Source organism: Leucobacter chinensis (assembly GCF_019049105.1).
Lineage (GTDB): Bacteria > Actinomycetota > Actinomycetes > Actinomycetales > Microbacteriaceae > Leucobacter_A > Leucobacter_A chinensis.
This window is the reverse complement of the sequence record NZ_JAHQZR010000009.1, coordinates 1-21,442: the sequence shown is the minus strand read 5'-3', so window position 1 is coordinate 21,442 and position 21,442 is coordinate 1. Positions and strand designations below refer to the sequence as shown.

The following is a 21,442-nucleotide window of genomic DNA, read 5'->3' as shown; positions in this document are numbered from 1 at the left end:
ACCGTGCCGGGCTATAACGCTCGGCACGGTTTTTGTCTCTGCTCGCTTCTAGAGAATTGCGAGTTCAGTTGCGCGCCATCGAGATTCGATCTTTTCAAGTCTCAGAACAACCGCGAAACTCCTTTCCCCGGTGTGCATAACGACGGCAGCATGAATCTTGCCGGGGTGTGGCATTGAGCTTACGATTCGGCCTGGCAGCGGCACGATGCGTCGTTCATCTCGATAGACCGCCTTGCGGTCACGCCGCAGTGACCGCTGCAAGAGGAGCCGCTCAAAGACCTCACCGGTCACGTATCTGGAAAGCTGCTCAAGGGGCCGTATTCCATGAACAGCTTCTACCGCGTTGAGTGCCAATGTGCGAATGGTGAGCGTTGAGGGAGTTTGCTGACTCTCTTGTTGAGCAGTGTGAGCACCCTCCTTGCTCATGCTCGCATGGGTGAGCGATGGTACTGGTGGGTTTTCGGTTGCTCCTTGAAGCTTGCGGCTGGCATTGACCATAGGGTGTCCTTTCTCGAGTTCCCCCTCTAGTCCTGGCTTACCCGTAACACTAAGCAAGCCATACTGAAGAGCGTCAAGCAGATTTGCTGCTGTAGGCGTGCGCGCCATCACCGTGGAGAGGAACACGCGGCCATCTCGAGTGGAATACACTACAGATGTGTCTACGCTTAAAGAACTTGCGACGAAGTATTCGACCCTCAGCCCAGAAGAGATCGACTGGTTAGATCTTTTGATGGCCGACGTGCCGCTTCTTGCTGATCTCGCCTTCGGCGACATTGTCTTGTGGGCGCCGACCGGCGAAGGTGACTGGCTTGCGGTTGCACACTCGCGTGCTTCGAGCACGATAACGCTTTTTTATCGTGACATCATCGGAGACTACGTACGCGAAGACTGGCGTGAAGTTTTCGACGAAGCGGTAGAGACCGGTGAACCTTCAGTCTCGCTCACCCCAGCCTGGTATGAAGAAAACCCCATGGGGCTCACTGCGTACTCGGTGCGTCGCACACTGCCCGATTCTGGCGCTCTCTCGGCTCCCTTCGCCGTGATGACCGTTCACACGAGTCACGCTGTCGAGTTCAGCGCCTCGAGGCAAATACTGGCTTTTAAAGAATGTGCCGACGACCTGTGCCGCATGGTGCAAGACGGGACCCTGCCCAACTCTAAGAGCACCTATGCACGGAGGCAGGGGGCTCCTCGGGCGAGTGACGGGCTTATTAAAGTTGACGTTGAAGGCGTGATCACGTTCGCGAGCCCGAACTCACAAACGACCTTCAACTCGGTTGGCTTTCGTGACGAGCTTGAGGGGCAGAATTTCGCAGCGGTTCTCGCCGACCTCGTTCGGGGACAGTTTGACACCGACGAGTCGATTCCGCTCATCGCCCAGGCCAAGGTCTATAAGCGTTCAGACATCGAGGTGAAGGGTCGCACCATCACGTTACGTTCGATTCCTGTGTTGCGTGACGGTAAGCGCACGGGCGGCATCGTGCTCTCGCGTGACATCACCGACATTAAACAGCAAGAGCAGATGCTCATCACCAAAGATGCGACGATTCGTGAGATTCACCACCGCGTCAAGAACAACCTACAAACCGTCGCCTCGCTTCTGCGCGTGCAGGCTCGGCGAGCTGAGAGCGAAGACGCGAAAGATGCGTTGAGCCAGGCTATGCGTCGCGTCGCTGCAATTGCGGTGGTGCACGATACACTCTCGACGGGTCTCTCACAGGACGTCGCCTTCGACGATGTGCTTGACAGAGTGCTCTCGCTCGCAACTGAGGTTGCAAGTCTTCACGGAACTGTCGTGCACTTACACAAAGAGGGAAACTTTGGCACGCTTCCGAGTGAGTACGCGACGCCATTTGCGCTTGCGCTCACCGAGGTTGTCACGAATGCTGTCGAACACGGCTTGCGTGGTATCGAAGGAAGCGTTTCGGTTATCGGGCACCGCGACGAGCACTCGATTAACGTGGTCGTGAGCGACACGGGAACGGGGCTCCCCGGCGGCACCGTGGGCGACGGGCTCGGTACTCAGATCGTACGCACGCTGATTGAGGGAGAACTCGGCGGATCGATTACTTGGGAAAATAACGCTGAGGGCGGTACCCAGGTCACCATCGATGTACCGCTTCACTGGATCAACCAGAAGTGACCCGGCCCCAAGGTCCGCCACTCTTTTGGCGGCGATTGCCTCAGCTTCTCGCGGGACTCACGCTCTTTGGCATTGGCATGGGCTGCATGGTTCAAGCATCGGTCGGGGTCTCGCCGTGGGACGTGCTTGCGACGGGCCTCGTGAACGTGACGGGTCTCGAGTTCGGTGTGATCACCGTGCTCGTCGGCGTCGCGGTGCTGCTCTTGTGGATCCCGCTGCGAGAGAAGCCGGGCATCGGCACGCTGCTGAACGTCCTCATGCTGGGTCCCGTTGCGCAACTGGTGATCTGGCTCGTTCCAAGCCCAGAGAACCTGCTCCTGCGATCATTGCTCTTTGCGCTAGGGCTAAGCCTTGTTGCGCTTGGGAGCGGCCTGTACATTGGGGCGCAGTTTGGCCCCGGGCCCCGCGACGGCATCATGACCGGTGTTCATCGCATCACGGGGTGGCCAGTTTGGGCGGTTCGCACCGGAATCGAGGTGAGCGTTCTGCTTATTGGCTGGATGCTGGGCGGTAACGTCGGGGTTGGCACGCTGGCCTTTGCCTTACTCATCGGGCCACTCGCTGCCCCCGCTATGCGGTGGTTTGATTTGCGCCAACGCATTCTCGACGAGATCGCAAGGCGCGAAAATGAACAGTGAGTAAGTACGCGGTGAGTGCAAAGATCATCTACCATAGATACTGTGCTGACACGTCTATCTCATTACTTTTTCAAAACACTCCGCGAAGACCCCTCTGACGCCGAGGTAGCGAGCCACAAACTGCTCGTTCGGGCTGGCTACATTCGTCGCCAGGCTCCAGGCGTGTTCGCGTGGTTGCCGCTTGGGCTGCGCGTCAAGGCCAATATCGAGCGCATCGTGCGCGAAGAGATGGCCGCCGCGGGCGCCCACGAGGTTCACTTTCCTGGCATCCTGCCGCGTGAACCGTATGAGAAGACCAACCGCTGGGACGAGTATGGTGAAGACCTTTTCCGCCTTCAGGACCGACACGGTGCTGACTACCTGCTCGGCCCCACTCACGAAGAGATGTTTACGTTGCTCGTGAGCGATATCGTCAGTTCGTACAAAGACTTGCCACTGTCAATCTTCCAGATTCAAGATAAATACCGTGACGAGGCACGGCCCCGAGCCGGCCTGCTTCGCGGTCGTGAATTTACGATGAAAGATGCCTACTCGTTCGACATCACTGATGAGGGGCTCGAAGAGAGCTACCAGAAGCAGCGTGCCGCATACGAGCGCATCTTCTCGCGCCTTGGCCTTGAGTACGTGATTGTGAAGGCCGATGCCGGCGCTATGGGCGGCTCGAAGAGTGAAGAGTTCTTGCTGCCAATCGAGATTGGTGAAGATACCTTCGTGCGTTCGGCCGGTGGTTATGTGGCCAACGTCGAGGCATACCAAACGCAAGTACCTGCGGCACTCCCGATTGAAGGCCAGCCAGAGGCTCTCGTCTTCGATTCGCCGAACACCCCCACGATTGAGACCCTCGTGGCGCACACGAACGCGGTTTTGCCGCGCGCCGATCGCCCCTGGGAAGCCTCAGACACGCTCAAGAACGTCGTGCTCGCGGTGACGAACCCTGAGGGCGAGCGCGAGATCGTTGTTATCGGTATTCCGGGTGACCGTGATGCCGATATGAAGCGCGTTGAGGTTGCCTTCCCGAACTGCGAGGTTGAGCCAGCGACCGAAGCTGACTTCGAACGTCACCCGCTCCTTTCGAAAGGGTACATCGGGCCCGGTGCCAAGGGTGCACCAGTGCTCGGTCTCGAAGGCACGACCGGTATTCGATACCTTCTCGACCCCAGGGTCGTTGAGGGAACCGCATGGATCACCGGTGCTAACGAGCACGAGAAGCACGTCGCGCACCTCGTGATGGGCCGAGACTTTGGGGCCGACGGCGTAGCCGACGTCGCGAACGTGCGCACGGGCGATCCCGCTCCCGACGGCTCTGGCCCCATTGAGACGGCTCGCGGCATGGAGATTGGCCACGTGTTCCAGCTTGGTCGCAAATACGCCGAGGCCCTCGGGCTCAAGGTGCTCGATGAAAACGGCAAGCTGCAAACGGTCACCATGGGTTCGTACGGTATCGGCGTCACCCGTATTCTTGCGGTACTGGCCGACCTCAACCACGATGATCGTGGGCTGATGTGGCCAGAGGCAATCGCACCGTTTGACGTGCATCTCGTGGCCACGGGTAAAGAACCGCTCATTTTTGAACGGGCTGAGGCGCTTGCTGCCGAACTCACCGAGGCTGGGGTTGAAGTACTCTTCGACGATCGCCCCAAGGTTTCACCAGGTGTGAAGTTTGGCGATGCCGAGCTGCTCGGTATGCCGAAGGTCGTGGTTGTGGGGCGCGACGCCGCTGAAGGGTTTGCCGAGGTATGGAACCGACATGCCGGCACGAAAGAAAAGGTAGCACTCGATCGCGTCATCGATTGGGTGCGTCAGTAAGCGATACACTGCTTTCGAACGTTTGATGCACTGGAGGGCATATGTCTGATCTTGGACCGGTCGTAGTACGACGCACCGTAAACGCACCGCAAGAGACGGTTTGGGCAATGCTGAGCGACGCAACAGCGCGTTCGGCCTGGTGGCCCGAAACCGACATAGAGCTCGAGATTGGCGGGACTGTCATTGATGCGCGTGGCCAACACGGTACGGTTGACGTGCTTGTCGATGGCCTCACGCTCGGGTTTCGTTGGGCCGAAGAGGGGGCAGAGAGCGCACGCACTGTCGTCGTGATGCTGCGCCCCGAAGACGAAGACTTCGACCAGACACGGGTAACTGTGATCGAATCAGGCTTCGCCACACTCGCTGACGCTTCTCGTCGAGTACACGCCGAGACCTCGCACTGGGAGCAGACGCTCGACGCGCTCGCGCTGAATGCCGAAGACCCTGAAGCTGCCGCTGCTGGTTTTGCAGGCCTCGCCGATGGCTCAGACGCAGATCTCGCCGATGGCTCAGACTTCGCCGAAACAACCAGTGACAATGCTGAAGCTGACGTTGATCTTGACCAGAGTTCAGCTGATGCCGAGCCTGCCGGTGACCTCGATGATGCCTTGGCTGAAACGATCGATAGCGCTGAAGATGCTGATACTGGCGAAGATCGCACCAGCGACGAAGAGGCTGACGCCGACGCTGAAACCGATGAGCAGCTGTCAGAAACTCATGAAATCGATGAAGCTGATGAAACCGATGAAGCTGATGAAACCGACGAACCCGACGAGGGCGACGACGACACCATCGAGGTTCAGTTCGACGAGGCTGCGCTCAACGAGACCACCGTGCTCGAGCAGATCGATGAAGACGTGCAGGAAACGACCGTCATCGAACTTGTTGACGAAGATGCAAACCCGACCGCTGTGATCGACGAGCTCGACGAAGGTGATGCTGAGGTTGACGAGGCTGCCGATGACGAGGCTGCCGATGACGAGCCTGCTGAAACGACTCCAGCTGATGAAAGCGATGACAGCGCTCAGCGCGAAGCTCCAGAAGCTGAAACTGCACCCACCGAAGGTGGCGAGGTTGAGCAGAGCTTTGAGTCAGTGCTCACAGGCGACCAAAGCATCATTGAGATCGTTGAAGACGAGGTTATCGAGGGTGAAACCTTTGACCCCGCCGACGCGATCCTGTTGCCCGAGGTCGGGGCTCCGTTCACCGAGACCGGAGGCATTCAGATTACCGCCGACCTCGGGGTCGAAGAGCCCGTCGATGTCGACGAAACCTCAGAGTGGGAACGGCTGCTTCGCGGCGAATAATGACTAAAGCAATGGCGTGCACCATCGCCATTGACAGAGCAAAGGGAGCGGCTCGCATCATTCGTGAGCCGCTCCCTTTGCTGTTGCGCGAAGTGCTGTGTGACGCTGCTACTCGCTCGCAGCGGCTCGAGCCGCAATGTCAGTACGGTGTTGTGAACCTTCAAGGGCGATGAGCGCGAGAGCATCGTGCGCGAGGCCACGGGCCGTCGCGAGCGACTCGGCGAGGGCGACGACGCTCAGCACACGGCCGCCCGTGGCAATGAGCGTCTCGGGTTGTTTGACTGGCTCTGTTGAAGCGCCATTCGGAAGCTCGGTTGCAGCGTGAATGACGCGCACGCGGGCATCGAGCGCCTCAGCATCGTTGATGCCCGTGATGGGGCGACCCGTCGCGACCTCGCCTGGGTACCCCTCGCTCGCGAGCACAACACACACGGCGGCATCATCAGAAAAGGTAGGGGCTGGGAGCTGGTCGAGGCGGCCCTCTGCCGACGCGAGTAAGAAGGTGCTGAGCGCTGAGGTCATGCGCGGTAGAACGACCTGTGTCTCGGGGTCACCGAAGCGGGCATTGAACTCAATGACCTTAATGCCTTGGTCGGTAAGAATGAGGCCACAGTAGAGCAGCCCGATGAAGGGAGTGCCCTCTTTCTCGAGCTGGCGTACGGTGGGGAGGGCGACCAAATCGGTGATGCGCTGAACGGCATCGGCCTCGAGCCAGGGCAGGGGAGAGTACGAGCCCATACCGCCCGTATTCGGGCCCTCGTCGTTGTCGAAAATACGCTTGAAGTCTTGCGCTGGCGTGAGCGGCAGCACGTTGTGGCCGTCAGCAAAGAAGAAGAGTGAAACCTCAGGGCCCGAGAGGAACTCTTCGACGAGCACCTCGCCATGAGGAGCCCAGGTCGCGATATGGTCGAGCGCGGCCTCGAGGTCTTCGGTCACGAGCACACCTTTGCCCGCGGCGAGGCCGTCGGCCTTGATGACGTATGGGGCACCGTACTCGGCAAGTACCTCGGTTGCTTCGTCGCGCGAGGCCACATATGAAGCACGGCCGGTCGGAACCCCAGCTTCGGCCATGATGCGCTTCGCAAAAGCCTTTGAGCCTTCGAGCTGCGCCGCTGCTTTACTCGGACCAAAGACAGGAATGCCTGCCGCACGAAGCGGGTCGGCGACACCAGCCACGAGGGGAGCCTCGGGGCCGACCACGACGAGCTCTGCGCCTCGCTCGGTTGCGAGCTCGGTGACGGCAGCCGGGTCGGCGACGTCGACACCGAGAATGCGTTCACACGGCATTCCCGCGTTGCCGGGTGCACACCATACCTCGTGGCCCGCTTCTTCGCGCAGAAGAGAATCAACAATTGCGTGCTCGCGAGCACCTGAACCCAAAACCAAAATCTTCACGCTTTAAGAATAGCCGGTTGCGGTGACATTCTTGGCTCTGCCGCACACGCCCAGCGATGAGGCGGCACAATAGGGACATGGCAAAGAGAAGAATCCGCACGGCCGATGGCGTGGGGGCAGTGCGTGAGGCGCAACAGGCGATCGAGACTGGCCAGCAGGTAGCACGTCCGGTGCTCGCAACCGCCGTGCGGTTCTTGCTCGAAGAGCTCACCGAGCGCTTTCCCGGCAACACGCTTGAGGTGAGGGTTCCGCCTTTTGGTGCGGCCCAGTGCGTTGAGGGCCCCCGGCACACCAGAGGCACGCCACCCAACGTGATCGAGTGCGACGCAGAAACGTGGATCGCGCTCGCACTCGGCCAGATGAGTTGGCAACAGGCGCTAGCCGAGCACCGGGCGACCGCCTCGGGTACTCGTGCTGACCTCTCCGACCAGTTGCCGCTCACGGGGTTAACCGGTAACGGTGCTGCCTAAGGCTGCACGGTCGGCCGGCGTGGCATTCTTTGAGCCAGGAAATGCGAGAATGGATATATGAATGAGCAAAACGCGACTCCTGCGGGAGCGCACGATCCCGGGCAAGGGGCGCACGAGGGCGTCGCGACCGATGCCCCGATGCAGGCCGATGCAGCCGAGGTTCACGACCCGGCTGAGGCAACCGAAGCCGCACCGGTCATGAGTGAACCCGTGGTGACCGAAGAGCAGGTAGATGTTTCGATTCAGCGTTCGGTTCGCTTCGGGCGGCTGCTGATCGTCGGAGCGATCATAGGCGGCGTTCTTGCAGTGATTCTCACATTGCTTCGCCCCGTTGACCCAGAGGCACTCTATGAGATGCGTCAGATTGCAGGCTTTATGCTCGTGCTTGGCGCTGCGATCGGGCTCTTCGCAGGTGCTCTCCTCGGGCTCATTCTCAACCTCTTCGCTCGTCGCAAACGTGGTTCTGGAGTAGCCGTTCACACTGACGTGCAATAATGAAGCCATTACCGTGATCGGAGACAATAATGCCTAATCTTTCGGGGCCAACCCTCATTGTCATTCTCTTTATCGTGTTGCTCTTGTTTGGTGCACCGAAGCTGCCTGCACTCGCGAAGTCGCTGGGACAGTCGATGAAAATTCTGAAAAAAGAGGTCAGCAGCGACGACATCACCCCAGCAAAGGGTGACGCGACTGCAGCAGCAGTTGAAGGGTCAAGCGAGGCCACTACCGTAGCGCTTACTGAGGCGGAGCAGGCTCAGGCCGAGCTGGCTCAGGCACGCGCAGAAGCGGCGGCGGCCAAGGCCGAGGCCGAGGCACTGCGTCAGCAGGCCGCAGCAACAGAAACCCCACGCGCTGATTAATCGCGCGAACTCGGCGTAATAGCGCCGTAACGCAAAAGCCCCGCGAACCGAAGTGTTTCGCGGGGCTTTTGCTGTGGGTGGAAGGCCTTAACTGTCGAGATTTGCCTCGACCCAGCGCAGGTATTCGTCATTGACGTTTCCCGCGATGTACTCACCCGTGAAACAGCTGTTCTCGAGCGCTGTCACCGCGCTTTGGCCAGCAAGAATGGCACGGTTCATGCCTTCAACCGATTGGTAGATGAGCTGGTCGGCACCGATCATGCGCGCAATTTCATCGTTTGAACGTCCGTGGGCGATGAGCTCCTTGCGTGAGGGCATATTGATGCCGTAAACGTGAGGGTGCTTGACCTCTGGTGCCGCTGAGGCGAAGATGACCGACGCTGCGCCGGCCTGGCGGGCCATTTCGACGATCTGGAGTGAGGTCGTGCCGCGCACGATTGAATCGTCGACGATGAGCACGTTTTTGCCCTTGAACTCGATGCCCATGGCATTGAGCTTCTGGCGCACGCCTTTTCGGCGCACGGTCTGGCCGGGCATGATGAAGGTGCGGCCGATGTAGCGGTTCTTGTAGAACCCTTCACGGTAAGCGATGCCGAGGCGGTGCGCCGCCTCCATCGCGCTCGGGCGGGCCGAATCGGGAATGGGCATGACGACGTCAATGGCGCCAGAGGGAACGGCCTGCTCGATCTGCTCGGCGAGCACATCGCCGAGGCGTAGGCGGGCGTCGTAGACCGGAATGTCGCTGATGACGGAGTCGGGTCGGGCGAGGTAGATGTACTCGAACGAGCAGGGAACGAGCGTCGACTGCTTAGCGCACTGTCGTGAGATCATCTCGCCGTCGGGCGCGATGAGAATCGCCTCTCCTGGAGTGACGTCGCGCACGAGCTCGTAGCCGGCTGACTCGAGCACGAGCGACTCAGAGGCGACGATCCACTCGGTTCGGCCCGAGGCGTGCTCACGGCGACCGAGCACGAGCGGGCGAATGCCAAAGGGATCGCGAAACGCAATGAGGCCGTGGCCCGAGATGAGGGCGATGGCCGAATACGACCCCTCGACTCGGTCGTGCAAGCGGCTCACTGCCTCGAAAACCTGATCATCGGTGAGTTCTAGGCCGCGGCCTGAGACGCTGTCTTCAAGCTCGTTCGCCAGCACGTTGAGCAGAATCTCGGTGTCAGACGTCGTGTTGAGGTGCCGGCGATCAATGTTGTACATCTCGGCCGAGAGCTCGCGAGTGTTCGTGAGATGGCCATTGTGCACCATGATGAGGCCGTAGGGGGCGTTGACATAGTAGGGCTGCGATTCTTCCTCGCTCGCAGCCTCGCCAGCGGTGAAACCGCGCACATGGCCTACGCCGATGTTGCCGAGCAGGGTGCGCATGTCGCGGGTGCGGTACGCCTCGCGCACCTGGCCGCGGGCACGGTACATGTGAAAACGGCTGCCGTCGTCGGTCGCAATACCAGTGGCATCCTGGCCACGGTGTTGCAAGAGGAGAAGGCTGTCGTAAATCTGCTGGTTTGCAAGTTCTTGTGAAACGATTCCAACAATGCCGGTCATACGGGTGAGTCCTTTGAGTCCTTCTGCCGAAATGGTGTGCGACGCGAGATGGCACTGACCCATTTTTGCACACTCTTGGTGTCTCAGGTGAGCGCTAGCTGGCGATGGACCGTGCATCTGATGCAAAGCAGGAGCTCACCGCCACGAACCCGACGGTCGTTTAGATCAGGAGTAAGAAGAGCGGGATGGTGATGACCGAGCAGAGACTTGTTGCCACTACCGTTGCTGCCAAAAGGTTCGCGTCTTTGTCGTACTCAACGCTTGCAAGGTAAGCGGTCGTTGAGGTTGGCATCGCGGCCATGAGAATCATGCTGCTCGCCCAGACCTCGCTCATGCCGGGGAAGAGCACGCGCACGACGAAGATGGTGATGAGCGGGAGCAGGACGAGTTTGCCGATAACGCTGACCGTGAGGTCGAGCGGCTTGACTGATCCGCCGGTAAACGCTCGAAATGACTGCCGAAAGGTGAGTCCGATGCAAAAGAGGGCGCCCGGGGTAGCGATCTGGCCGAGCAAATTGAGCGGATCGGCCACGATCGTTGGCATCGGAAGTCCCGAGTAGCCGTAGGCCAGGCCGAGCACAATACTCATCGCTACCGGGTTAAAGAGCACGGCCTTTTTGGCAATTTGCCAGACTGAGACCCGGTTGCCGTCGGGTAGCAGACTCACAATGACGGGGTAAAAAATCATGTACAGCAGATTGTGTACCATCTGGCCGATGCCGACGGTGACGCCCGCGATCGGCCCAAAAAGCCCCATGGCAATGGGGATCGCAAAGTACACCACGTTGCCGTAAGCGCCACCCATGGCGACCTGCGCCGCAACTCGAGCGGTTCGTTTGCCAGCAAAGAAGATGAAACCGAACAGTATGAGTGAAGTAGCGACGAGAGTCAGAATGATGAGAAAGGGGTACTGCGCGGGAAAGCTATCGAGCGGCGTTCCATCAAGCACGGCCATGAAGAGGAGGGCTGGTAGAGCGACGTTGAAGACGAGAGCGTTAATGGAGCTTTCGGCGCGCGCAAAGCGACCGCTGTAGCTGGCCACGAATCCGACAAGAATGACGATGAAGAGGGGAAGAAGCACCGTCAAGATGGCTTGCATGGGGGTGAGATCTCCGATCTCTGGTGGGGTGCCGGGCAGCAAATACGGAGCCCGAATGGTCGTCGTTCACAGTGTAAACCACGTGATAAAAAATTGGTGCTACCGGATTTTTGCCGTTGTTTGGCCCAAGTTTCCCAGCGTTAGACCAAGGAAGAGGCTACTCACTGAGCCAAACTTTTTGCTTGGTCCCCTCGGTTTCTTGTGAATACTGGCTAGTCGTCTTGTGTTGGGCGATGCGCATTGTGTGCCAAACCTGTGTTACTGTGCCTTTGGTATTACCATCCTGAATATTGGATGTCTTCGGCCGAATACCCCTCGGCGCAGAAGATGGGCACAACCTGTAGATACCCAATACAGCTAACTCTCAATGGAGGAGGAGTCATGAAAATCAGCAAGGTCGCTGTAGGGCTTACGGCAATCGCAGCTCTCATGCTCACCGGATGCTCAGGCAACGGTGACGGCGGAGGGGCCGACTCGGCAGATAAGAAATCGTATGACTGGGACATGACGGTCACTGTTGGTGACACGTCAACCTGGTACGCAGGAGCAGAGAAGTTCGGTGAGCTTCTCGCCGAGAAATCTGATGGTCGCATGACCCTCAACGTCTTCGGCAACGAGCAGCTCTCAGGCGGCGATCCGGCCGCGGGTGTTGAACAGCTTATGAGCGGGCAGAAGGCGTTCTCGTACAACTCACCCATCATCTACTCGGGCATTGATCCTCGGTTCAGTGCGATCACGGCTCCTTTCCTGTTCGACGATTACGCGCAGGCAGATGAGGTTATCGCCGCGACCGGTCTCGACGCGTACAAAGACCTCGCGGAGGAGCAGGGCGTTAAACTGCTTGGTTTCGGTGAGAGCGGCTTCCGCCAGATCACCAACAGCAAGCACGCGATCACGAAGCCAGAAGACTTCAAGAACCTCAAGTTCCGCGTCGCCGGCTCAGAGCTCTTCATCGATATGTACAAGTCGCTCGGTGCTGACCCGGTCGCGATGAACTTCGCCGAGGTCTTTACTTCGCTGCAGAACGGCACGATTGATGGCCAGGAGAACCCCTTCGATGTCATCTATAGCGGCGGGCTGCCCGAGGTTCAGGACTATCTCTCTGTTCTGAACTACGTGTATGATCCCCTGTTGCTCGGCATGAGCCTTGACATGTGGAATGAGCTCTCAGAAGAGGATCAGGCCATCGTGCAGGAAGCTGCTGATGAGGCCAACGAGTTCCAGATCAAGATGAGCCGCGATCGTGAAGACGAGCAGCTCGTTGAGTTCAAGGAAGACATGCAGGTTGATGAGCTGAGCCCTGAACAGATCGCCGCTTTCCGCGAAGCGCTTCAGCCCCTCTATGAATCATGGACTCCGAAGTGGACTGAAACGGTCTTCGATGCTGTCAACCCCGCGAACTAAGACTACGTCTCAGACTCTTAGGGTTTACGTTAGTGTTCGATAAAGTTCTGACGAAAATCGAGAAGGCGGTACTCATTACCGCCTTCTCGGTCATCACACTGCTCGTGTTCGCGAATGTCATTTCGCGTTACGTGCTGCATGCATCGCTTTCATTTTCAACAGAGCTGGTGACAAACCTCGCCGTGCTCATGATCATGGTGGGTGCATCTTTGGGTATTAAATACAATACCCACCCCGGTTTTACGGTACTTCGAGATAACTCGAAGGGCCTGCTTCATAAAGTTGTTGTGACGCTGATTGTCATCGTGATGCTCGTTTTCTTAGCCTTCCTCATGTGGTACGGCTACGAGACTGCGATGAAGCAGTTTGCTTCGGGGCGCACCACGCCTGCGCTCGGCATGTCGCAAGGGCTCTTTACGATGGCTATTCCTCTCGGCGCCGCACTGGCGTCGATCCGCTCACTTCAACAACTGGTGCTCGTTTGGCAGGGTCGCGACCTTGACGAAGAGCCCGATTACCGAGAGGAGGCGTAACAACTCATGCTTGAACTCGTTCTCTTTGGCACCTTCCTGGTGCTCCTGTTTCTCGGCGTTCCCGTCGCCTTTTCGATGGGGGTCTCGGCTCTTGCGGCAGTGACCTTCAAATCGGGCATGATTGCGCTCGCTCCGATGACCGGTGTGTTCTACGCCTCGCTGTCGGGCGAGACGTTGCTCGCGATTCCCTTCTTCATTCTTGCCGGTGTCATCATGGAGCTCACCGGTATCTCGAAGCGACTCATCGAGTTCGCCGATGCCCTCGTCGGGCACAAGAAGGGCGGCATCGCCCTCACCACAGTGATCACCGCCCTGCTCTTCTCGGCAGTCTCGGGCTCTGGCCCCGCCACGGTTGCCGCGATCGGTACGATTCTTATTCCAGCACTCGTGAGCTACGGTTACTCGAAACGTCATGCGGCAAGCCTTGTCGCCTCGGCGGGTGAGATCGGCATTATTTTGCCTCCGAGCATCGCGTACATTGTCTTCGCCGTGATCGCGCAGGACTACGAGCGCGTCTCGATCGGCCGCCTCTTTATGGCCGGTGTTGTTCCAGGTATTTTGCTCGGCGTCACGCTCTACATTGTGACGAAGTTCTTGCCTCGTGAATACAGCGATGTTGCTGAAAACGCGAAAGCGCACATTCGTAAGGCGACCGGCCGTTTGACCGGCCCCGAGAAAGTTGCGACCGCGAACGCGACCGCGGGCTCAGCGAACACGACTGCTGGCGTTGGTAGCGTTGAGAAGATCGACTTCTCGGGCACGAAGACCGAGGTCATCAACCAGATGGGCGCCGACGTGAGTCTCGCTGAGGCCTCGCGCGAAGAAGAAGTCTCGACGACCTTCATTACCCAGGCCCTCAGCCAGCAACGCCGAACAGAGCGTGCCCCGTGGCCCGTGATCGGCCGCGCCTTCCTGCGTGCTCTGCCCGGGCTGCTCGTTCCCGTCATCATTCTTGGTGGTATTTACGGCGGTATCTTTACCCCGACCGAGTCTGCAGCGGTCGCAGTGATCTACGCTTTGCTCGTTGGCTTCTTTGTGAGCCGCGACCTGAAGCTCAAGAATCTGCGTCTCATTTTCACGGCATCTGGTCTGCAGGCATCACGAATCATGTTTATCATCGGTTCTGCCTCGCTCTTCGCCTACGTGCTGACTCGTTTCAAGATTGCCGACCACATTGCAGGCAGCCTCTTGCAGGTGACCTCGAACCCGATTCTCATCATTCTCATGGTGAATCTGATTCTGCTCATCGCTGGCATGTTCCTCGACGCAATCTCGGCGTTCTATCTCTTCATCCCGATTGTGGTGCCGCTCCTGCTCGAGGTGGGTATGGATATTACGACGATCGGTGTCATGATGACGTTGAACCTCGCGATTGGGCTCATCACGCCGCCCGTTGGGCTTGACCTCTTTGTTGCCGCAGGCATTGCGAAGATTTCATTCGCTGAAGCGTCGAAGGGCATCGTTCCCTTCCTTCTCAGCGGCATTGCCTTCCTACTCCTTGTGGCCTTTGTTCCTATGATCTCGAACTTCTTGCCAGATCTGCTTGAGCTTATCGGTGCACAAAGCGCTGACGGCACAGTGATGGTGAACGGAGTCGAAATGACCGGGAGCTTCTTTAAAGATCTCGGCAGCATGACCGCGGCCTACTTTACGAAATAAATGATAAGGAATTTCTGATGAGCACAACACTCAAAGGACAAACCGCGATTGTGACCGGCTCAGCTCGTGGCATCGGTGCCTCGATTGTGCGGCACCTTGCCGAGCAGGGCGCAAGCGTTGGTATTGTCGATCTCATTGACGGCTCCGAGCTTGCAACCGAGTTGCAAACGCAGTACCCCGAGCAGCGCTTCGTCTCCTACTCGGTTGACGTGCGTGATCGCGAACAGGTGACGAACACGATTAACGCGTTTGTTACTGAGCTTGGGCGCCTCGACATCGTTGTGAACAACGCAGGCACGGCAAGTCGTGTCGGCCTTGAAGAGTTCACCGATGAACTTTGGGAGCTCGACATTGCAACGAACCTCAAGGGCACGTTCCTGTTCACACAGCAGGCAATCTACCCGCACATGAAAAACCAGGGGTACGGGCGCATCATTAACGTCTCATCGATCTCAGGCATCATGGGTGGCCCGCTTTCGGGCGGCGACGGGGGAGGCCGCTCAGGCCCCGCCTACGCTGCGTCAAAGGGCGGCATGATCGCGCTCACGAAGTGGGTCGCGAAAGAGGTCGGTCCGCTCGGCATTACCGTGAACTCGGTTGCGCCGGGGCCCATTGCGACCCCGATGACCGAGTCGGTCGAGTACGACTTCTCAAACCAGCCGATCAAACGGCTCGGCACGCCAGACGAGATCGCTGGGGCGGTGGCGTACCTCGCATCACCCATCGCGAGCTTTGTGACCGGCGAAACCATTAAGGTTTGCGGCGGCGCCGCGATCGGGTAATACCTCGGGGCGGCGGCGTAGTCGCCGTCGCCCCACCTTGCAACACCACCAACAAGTTCATATGCACCCTTCCTTACAGTGGTAGTACCAACTGCCACGGCGTGAGCGCTCGTCACAAGCCAGCCCTCACGCACCAGCCACAAGCGTTAGGAACACTGTGAAACCACTCACACATCCTGGGGAGCGCTTACAGCCAAGAATTCAACCGGTAGCGGTCAAATCCAAAACCATTGTGCGGCAGCTCTCCCAAGGCAAATCATTAACAGAACAGCTCACCGACATCGTCGCTGAGCACGGCGCCACGAGCGGTGCCGCAGAGCTGTACTCGGGATCATGCGATCCGGTGAGCTACGTTATTCCCACGGCGGGTGACGACCGAAAAGCCGTCGGCTTCTCTGAAACACGCACCACGCCCGGCGCCAGCTACATTTATGGCGCAGCCACGATTGGGCATCGCTTCGGTGAGCCCTTCGTACACAGTCACAGCATGTGGGCGAACGCTGAAGGCGAGACCCTTGGCGGTCACCTCTGGTCAGACACGATCGTCGGTGCTGAAGGCGTGCACGCTGTTGTGCACATCTTCGACGGCGTCGACCTCATTAGTGCCGATGACACAGAAACTGACATGCCCGTTTTTACCCCACACGCAAGCGAAAGGAGGGTCTTCGACGTGACCGTTGAAACCCAACTCCGTAATACCGTGGTCGCTCGGGTTCTTCCCGGTGAAGACATCACCGAAGCGATCATCAAAACCAGCAAGGCCTCCGGGTTTGACTCGGTGAGCGTGCGGGCTGGAATCGGCAGTCTCGTGGGCGGCGAGTTCGTGAACCGCGCTACCCGCGAGACCTTCCGGGTTGATGGCCCCGGTACCGAGGTCATCGCCCTTATCGGCCATGTATCAGACCTTTCGGCCGCAGAACCCGAGGTTCGTCTGAGCTGCACGATGGTCGATCGTCACGGCGTCGTGCACGCCGGTGAACTCATCGCGGGGGCAAATCCTGTCGCGGTGACCTTCGAACTTGTCCTCCAAGAAATGAACCAAGAAAGCAAATAAGGAGCAACACCATGGACGTAGTACTCAACCAGGAATTCCTCGGCGAAGAAGAAGAGGCCGATCTCGTTGAATGGCTCGTGGCCGACGGCGCAACGGTCGCCGAGGGCGACGTGCTTGCACAGTTCGAGACCTCGAAGCTTGTCGCCGAGTTCAAGTCGCCCGCAGCAGGCGTCGTTAGCCAGAAGGCTGAAGAGGGCGACGTCGTCAACCTCGGCGACACCTTCGCAACCGTCGCTTAAGGAGGGCCCAACGTGGCTGAATTTGATGTGAAAGAGCAGGGGCTTGCTGGCCTCACGCTCATGAAGCGTATTCGCGAATTCGAAGACCGTCTTCCCGGTCTCTCACAAGAGGGCGAAATTCGCGGATCGACCCACCCCTCGAGTGGCATGGAAGCCGTCTCTGTCGGCGTCTCGCTCGCACTTGAAGATCGCGACGCGATCGCGTCGAACCACCGTGGTCATGCCCACACGCTCGCAAAGGGTGCTGACTTTAAGAAGACGATGGCAGAGATTCTCGGCCGCGAAGACGGCTACTGCAAGGGCAAGGGCGGCTCGATGCACCTCGGTGTGAAAGAGATCGGCGTGCTTGGCACGAACGGTATCGTCGGCGCCGGCATTGGCATTGCTACGGGTGCCGCGCTTGCCTCGCAGGTGAAGGGCGACGGAAGTGTCGCGGTTGCCTACTTTGGCGACGGCGGCTCAAACCAGGGCGTGCTCGCCGAGGCATTCAACCTCGCGGCAATCTGGAAGCTACCCGTGATTTTCGTGCTCGAAAATAACTACTATGCGCAGTCGGCCTCGGTCGAAGATATGGTCGCGCAGCGTGACTTCACGAAGCGCGGCGAAGCCTATGGCGTTCCCTCGTTCGAGGTTGACGGCATGGATCTTGAGCAGGTTTACGTGACGATGGACAAGGCTGTCGAGCGCGCACGCGCTGGCGAGGGCCCCTCGTTCATCGTGGCGAACACCTACCGCTACCTCGGCCACATGGCCGGCGACACCGAGATCTACCGCGATGCGGCCGAGGTCGAGGAATGGCGTGCGAAAGACCCCGTCGCGAAGCTGCAGAACCGCCTCATTGAGGAGGGCGTGCTCACCGCGGCCGACATCGAGAAGCTCGAGGCTGATATTACGGCCGAGATCGACGATGTCGTCGAGTTCGCCAAGAACTCTCCGTACCCGGCTGTCGAGACCGCGTTCACCGACGTGTACGCATCGTAAGGAAACGATATGACCACGAAGAAACCACAAAACCTCACCATCTGGCGTGCGGTCAACTCGGCCCTTCACGACATTCTCGAAGAGATTCCTGAATCGATCGTGTTCGGTGAAGACATCACCACTTGGGGCACGGGCGGCGGCATCTACGGTGTGAACCGTAAGCTCGACACGACCTTCGGTCCGAACCGTGTGCGCAACACCCCGATTAGTGAAGAGGTGCTGCTCGCGGCAGCCTCATCAGCTGCATCACGCGGTCTGCGCCCGATTCTCGAAATCATGTACTCTGACTTCTCGTTCCTCGGCTTTGATGGCATCATCAACCAGGCAGCGAAGAACCGGTACATGTTTGGTGGCCAGTTCGACGTACCCATGGTGATGCGAACGAACCACGGTGCGGGCATCGGTAAGGCGGCTCAGCACTCGCAGTCGCTCGAGACGATTTTTGCGCACATTCCCGGCCTCGAGGTCGTCGTGCCCTCGAACGCGAACGATGCCTACGGCCTGCTGAAGACCGCAGTGAAGTCAGACAACCCGACGATCTTCCTCGAGCACAAGAACCTCTATTACGACAAGGGTCTTGTGACGTTTGAAGAGATTCCTTTCGGGCAGGCTGCGGTTTCGCGCGAGGGACAGCACGTCACCGTCGTCGCGACGCAGTGGCTGCACCGCTCGGCTCTCGAAGCCGCTGAGCAGCTCGCTGAAGAGGGCATCGAGATCGAGATCATCGATCCCCGTACCCTCTACCCATTCGATATGGATACGGTCTACAAGTCGGTCGCAAAGACCCGGCACCTCGTCGTTGCTCACGAAGCGGTTCGTGACTACGGCTGGGGCGGCGAGTTTGTCGCGAACGTCGTCGAAGACGCTTGGGACAACCTCGATGCGGCTCCCGTTCGAATCGGCGCCTTCCGCGCACCGATTCCATACAGCGAGCCCCTCGAGAACGCGATCGTGCCTCAGGCACAGCAGGTCGTGGCCGCCGTCAAGAAGGCGCTCGGCAAGTAACCCCTTGCAAACGAGCTTGCGCCGGGGCTGACACCGGCGCGTGAGGGGCCCGCATGAGAAATTCTGCGGGCCCCTCGTCTCCCGAGCGAAGCCGTGCTGAGTCGCGGTAAGCGCCCACGATTTTTCACAGTGAAGGAACCACATGATTTCTCTTGAACAGCAGGTTGCCCTCGTTTTCGGCGGCGGATCGCTCGGCGGCGAAACGAACAACGGCCTTGCCACCTCGCTCGCCTTTGCCGAGGCGGGTGCGAAGGTCGCTCTCGTCGACGCGAACCCCGAAGCGGTGCAGGGTGCACTCGATCGCTTCGAAAAAGAGTTTCCCGGCTCGACCAACGGCCGGGTCATCGGAGTCACGGCCAACGTGACGAACCCAGATGAGGTGCGCGCAGCGGTCGAAGCGACGATTGCGGCATTCGGCCAGATCGATGTGCTGCACAACAATGTTGGTATTGCCCGTATGGGCGGGCCGCTCGAGATGGAGCTCGACGAGTGGAACCTCGTCATGAACGTGAACCTCACGAGCGTTTTTCTCACGACGAAGTACGTGCTGCCGCACATGCTGGAGCGAGGCAAAGGCTCGATCATTAATGTCGCCTCGGTCGGCGGCATGCGGTACATCGGCTACAACTACCCGAGCTACACCGCAACCAAGGCCGGCCTCATCGGCTATACGCAAACGATCGCGCTCGAGTACGCAGCCAAGGGTATCCGCGCGAATACGATTTCACCCGGTTACATCGAGACCCCGATGATGTACCGTCAGATCAGCGGTGCCTATGATTCGGTCGAGGCAATGGTTGCCGCACGGCATGCACTCAGCCCCACGGGAAAGATGGGTGTCTCACAAGATGTTGCGCGGGCCGCAGTCTTCCTCGCGAGCGATGCGGCGCAGTACATTAACGGTGTTTGCCTGCCGGTCGATGGCGGGCTCATTCAGCGGGCCACCGAGCCGGCTCGAGATCACTAAGCGGGTGCGCGTGGAATGATCCGCCGCATATGAGAGCCGTTTGGCTCGAAGCTTTCGCTGCCCCTCGCGCTCTTGCGAGGGGCAGCTGCGTTTTGGCCCCTGGCAGTGAACCTGTCGGCACGTTTGCCGCTAAGCTTGAGGGGTGACCGAAAATACTTCAGCATATGCCCAAGCCGGTGTCGATACTGAGGCGGGCGACCGCGCGGTAGCTCTCATGAAGGCCGCGGTTTCTCGCACGCACGGCCCCGAAGTGCTTGGCGGCTTCGGCGGTTTTGCCGGCATGTTCGACGCGTCGGCCTTGCTCGGCTACAAACGCCCCTTGCTCGCGACCTCGACCGATGGTGTTGGCACCAAGGTTGCCATCGCGCAGGCGATCGACAAGCATGACACGATCGGGCAAGACCTCGTGGCGATGGTTGTCGACGACATCATCGTTGTGGGTGCGAAGCCCCTCTTCATGACCGACTACATCGCGTGTGGCAAGGTCGTTCCCGAGCGCATCGCCTCGATCGTTGGCGGCATTGCGCGCGCTTGCGAAGCGACTGGCACCGCACTCGTTGGCGGCGAGACCGCCGAACATCCGGGTCTGCTCGGCGACGACGACTATGACGCCGCGGGTGCAGCCGCTGGCGTGGTCGAGGCCGAAGACATGCTGACCCCTGACCGTGTGCAAGACGGCGACGTCGTACTCGCGATCGGCGCTTCGGGCCTGCACTCGAACGGTTACTCGCTCGTGCGCAAGATCATGGCCGACGCAGGGCTCACCTACGAGCAGCACGCGGCCGATCTCGGCGCCACCTACGGTGAGGCGCTGCTCGAGCCCACCATGCTGTACACGGGCCCCCTGCTGCGCGTTCTGGAGACCCCGGAGCTGCACGGTGCCATCCACTCGCTGAGCCACGTCACTGGCGGTGGCATCGCTGCGAACCTCGCTCGCGTCTTGCCGCAAGACGCCTGGACTGAGGTGGATCGCGCCACCTGGTCGCCGCTTCCCGTCTTCCAGCACCTCGCGCAGGTCGCAGGTCACGAGCTAACGAGCCTCGAAGGCGCCTGGAACCTGGGCGTCGGCATGTTCGCGGTCGTCGACCCGGCACGCGCCGAGGCCGTTGCCGCTAAGCTGCGCACCGAGGGCATGACCGTGTGGCAGACCGGCGTCGTGGGCAAGAGCGCCCGCGACCTGGCTGGCTTCGAGCAGGGCGCTAAGGGCGTCGACGGTGGCGCGGTGCGCCTCGTTGGTGCCTACGCTTCGTAGTGGTTTTGTAGGGCCTCTGTAGTCTTTCGCGGTTTCGTGGCCCTCGTTGTGGACTACACAAGCAACGCCGGTGAGCGCTCTGTTGTCTCTCGCGCTCCCCGGGCCTCCGTGTTCCTGTGTTCCTGTGCTCGTGTGTTCCCGTGCTCGTGTGCTCCCGGGTTCGCGGGGCGACGTTAGCGCGTCGAGTGGTCAAAAAGTGTCGAAAATATCGGTGAAACCCTCTTTGCCAGGCTGGTTGTGAGTCACTCACCCATCTATTGAAGAGGAGCCCCTGGTTTGTCTATCGTGCCCGGA

The 21,442-nt window shown here is 59.4% G+C and carries 21 protein-coding genes; 17 read left to right on the top strand and 4 right to left on the bottom strand.

Annotated elements, in window-relative coordinates; translation table 11 throughout:
• Positions 1-48 precede the first annotated feature (48 nt).
• On the bottom strand, positions 49-498 hold the full coding sequence (locus KTJ78_RS10230) for an Rv3235 family protein (protein ID WP_217135387.1): 450 nt from the start codon (positions 496-498) through the stop codon (positions 49-51).
• Positions 499-655: 157 nt separating this feature from the next.
• Between KTJ78_RS10230 and KTJ78_RS10225 the strand changes: the two genes are divergently transcribed.
• Genes KTJ78_RS10225 through KTJ78_RS10210 form a run of 4 tightly spaced genes read left to right on the top strand, consistent with a single transcriptional unit; the run spans position 656 to position 5,894 of the window.
• The gene (locus KTJ78_RS10225; RefSeq protein WP_217135385.1) at positions 656-2,143 is read left to right on the top strand and encodes a sensor histidine kinase; all 1,488 of its coding nucleotides are present in this window, start codon (positions 656-658) and stop codon (positions 2,141-2,143) included.
• Positions 2,144-2,178: 35 nt separating this feature from the next.
• Positions 2,179-2,781 carry a membrane protein YczE gene (yczE, locus tag KTJ78_RS10220; protein WP_217135383.1) on the top strand — a complete coding sequence of 201 codons (603 nt, stop codon included), beginning with the start codon at positions 2,179-2,181 and terminating at the stop codon, positions 2,779-2,781.
• 42 nt (positions 2,782-2,823) lie between these two features.
• Positions 2,824-4,587, top strand: a complete 1,764-nt coding sequence (locus KTJ78_RS10215; RefSeq protein WP_217135381.1) for a proline--tRNA ligase — start codon at positions 2,824-2,826, stop codon at positions 4,585-4,587.
• A gap of 41 nt (positions 4,588-4,628) precedes the next feature.
• Complete coding sequence (locus KTJ78_RS10210) at positions 4,629-5,894, top strand: SRPBCC domain-containing protein (RefSeq protein WP_217135379.1); 1,266 nt, start codon at positions 4,629-4,631, stop codon at positions 5,892-5,894.
• A gap of 108 nt (positions 5,895-6,002) precedes the next feature.
• Here the strand turns inward: KTJ78_RS10210 and purD are convergent, their stop codons facing one another.
• Positions 6,003-7,289 (bottom strand): phosphoribosylamine--glycine ligase, encoded by a 1,287-nt coding sequence (gene purD / locus KTJ78_RS10205; RefSeq protein WP_217135377.1) that lies wholly within the window; start codon positions 7,287-7,289, stop codon positions 6,003-6,005.
• A 77-nt stretch (positions 7,290-7,366) separates the two neighbouring features.
• On the opposite strand from purD, the gene KTJ78_RS10200 reads away from it, so the two are divergent.
• The 3 genes from KTJ78_RS10200 to KTJ78_RS10190 are packed head-to-tail and all read left to right on the top strand — an operon-like array spanning position 7,367 to position 8,619.
• Positions 7,367-7,759 (top strand): sterol carrier family protein, encoded by a 393-nt coding sequence (locus tag KTJ78_RS10200; protein ID WP_217135375.1) that lies wholly within the window; start codon positions 7,367-7,369, stop codon positions 7,757-7,759.
• Between the two features lie 57 nt (positions 7,760-7,816).
• A complete protein-coding gene (locus KTJ78_RS10195) occupies positions 7,817-8,254 on the top strand; it encodes a hypothetical protein (protein ID WP_217135373.1) in 438 nt (145 codons plus the stop codon).
• A 29-nt stretch (positions 8,255-8,283) separates the two neighbouring features.
• Positions 8,284-8,619, top strand: coding sequence for a Sec-independent protein translocase subunit TatA/TatB (locus KTJ78_RS10190; protein WP_254259597.1), 336 nt, complete (start codon positions 8,284-8,286; stop codon positions 8,617-8,619).
• Positions 8,620-8,706: 87 nt separating this feature from the next.
• Here the strand turns inward: KTJ78_RS10190 and purF are convergent, their stop codons facing one another.
• Both purF and KTJ78_RS10180 read right to left on the bottom strand, forming a co-directional pair.
• Positions 8,707-10,173 carry an amidophosphoribosyltransferase gene (gene purF, locus KTJ78_RS10185; protein WP_217135371.1) on the bottom strand — a complete coding sequence of 489 codons (1,467 nt, stop codon included), beginning with the start codon at positions 10,171-10,173 and terminating at the stop codon, positions 8,707-8,709.
• A gap of 160 nt (positions 10,174-10,333) precedes the next feature.
• Positions 10,334-11,272 carry an AEC family transporter gene (locus tag KTJ78_RS10180; protein ID WP_217135369.1) on the bottom strand — a complete coding sequence of 313 codons (939 nt, stop codon included), beginning with the start codon at positions 11,270-11,272 and terminating at the stop codon, positions 10,334-10,336.
• A gap of 381 nt (positions 11,273-11,653) precedes the next feature.
• Between KTJ78_RS10180 and KTJ78_RS10175 the strand changes: the two genes are divergently transcribed.
• From KTJ78_RS10175 to purM, 10 genes are all read left to right on the top strand, one after another.
• A complete protein-coding gene (locus KTJ78_RS10175) occupies positions 11,654-12,676 on the top strand; it encodes a DctP family TRAP transporter solute-binding subunit (protein ID WP_217135367.1) in 1,023 nt (340 codons plus the stop codon).
• Positions 12,677-12,708: 32 nt separating this feature from the next.
• On the top strand, positions 12,709-13,209 hold the full coding sequence (locus tag KTJ78_RS10170) for a TRAP transporter small permease (RefSeq protein ID WP_217135365.1): 501 nt from the start codon (positions 12,709-12,711) through the stop codon (positions 13,207-13,209).
• Between the two features lie 6 nt (positions 13,210-13,215).
• A complete protein-coding gene (locus tag KTJ78_RS10165) occupies positions 13,216-14,868 on the top strand; it encodes a TRAP transporter large permease (protein ID WP_217135362.1) in 1,653 nt (550 codons plus the stop codon).
• A 17-nt stretch (positions 14,869-14,885) separates the two neighbouring features.
• The gene (locus KTJ78_RS10160; protein WP_217135361.1) at positions 14,886-15,650 is read left to right on the top strand and encodes an SDR family NAD(P)-dependent oxidoreductase; all 765 of its coding nucleotides are present in this window, start codon (positions 14,886-14,888) and stop codon (positions 15,648-15,650) included.
• A 232-nt stretch (positions 15,651-15,882) separates the two neighbouring features.
• Complete coding sequence (locus KTJ78_RS10155) at positions 15,883-16,704, top strand: PCC domain-containing protein (RefSeq protein ID WP_217135359.1); 822 nt, start codon at positions 15,883-15,885, stop codon at positions 16,702-16,704.
• 11 nt (positions 16,705-16,715) lie between these two features.
• Positions 16,716-16,943 (top strand): biotin/lipoyl-containing protein, encoded by a 228-nt coding sequence (locus KTJ78_RS10150; protein ID WP_217135357.1) that lies wholly within the window; start codon positions 16,716-16,718, stop codon positions 16,941-16,943.
• A gap of 12 nt (positions 16,944-16,955) precedes the next feature.
• Positions 16,956-17,924: a thiamine pyrophosphate-dependent dehydrogenase E1 component subunit alpha gene (locus KTJ78_RS10145; RefSeq protein WP_217135355.1), complete on the top strand. Its 969-nt coding sequence runs from the start codon at positions 16,956-16,958 to the stop codon at positions 17,922-17,924.
• A gap of 9 nt (positions 17,925-17,933) precedes the next feature.
• Positions 17,934-18,929, top strand: a complete 996-nt coding sequence (locus KTJ78_RS10140; protein ID WP_217135353.1) for an alpha-ketoacid dehydrogenase subunit beta — start codon at positions 17,934-17,936, stop codon at positions 18,927-18,929.
• A 142-nt stretch (positions 18,930-19,071) separates the two neighbouring features.
• Complete coding sequence (locus KTJ78_RS10135) at positions 19,072-19,896, top strand: SDR family NAD(P)-dependent oxidoreductase (protein WP_217135351.1); 825 nt, start codon at positions 19,072-19,074, stop codon at positions 19,894-19,896.
• A 142-nt stretch (positions 19,897-20,038) separates the two neighbouring features.
• Positions 20,039-21,148 carry a phosphoribosylformylglycinamidine cyclo-ligase gene (gene purM / locus KTJ78_RS10130; protein ID WP_217135349.1) on the top strand — a complete coding sequence of 370 codons (1,110 nt, stop codon included), beginning with the start codon at positions 20,039-20,041 and terminating at the stop codon, positions 21,146-21,148.
• The last annotated feature ends 294 nt before the right edge of the window (positions 21,149-21,442 follow it).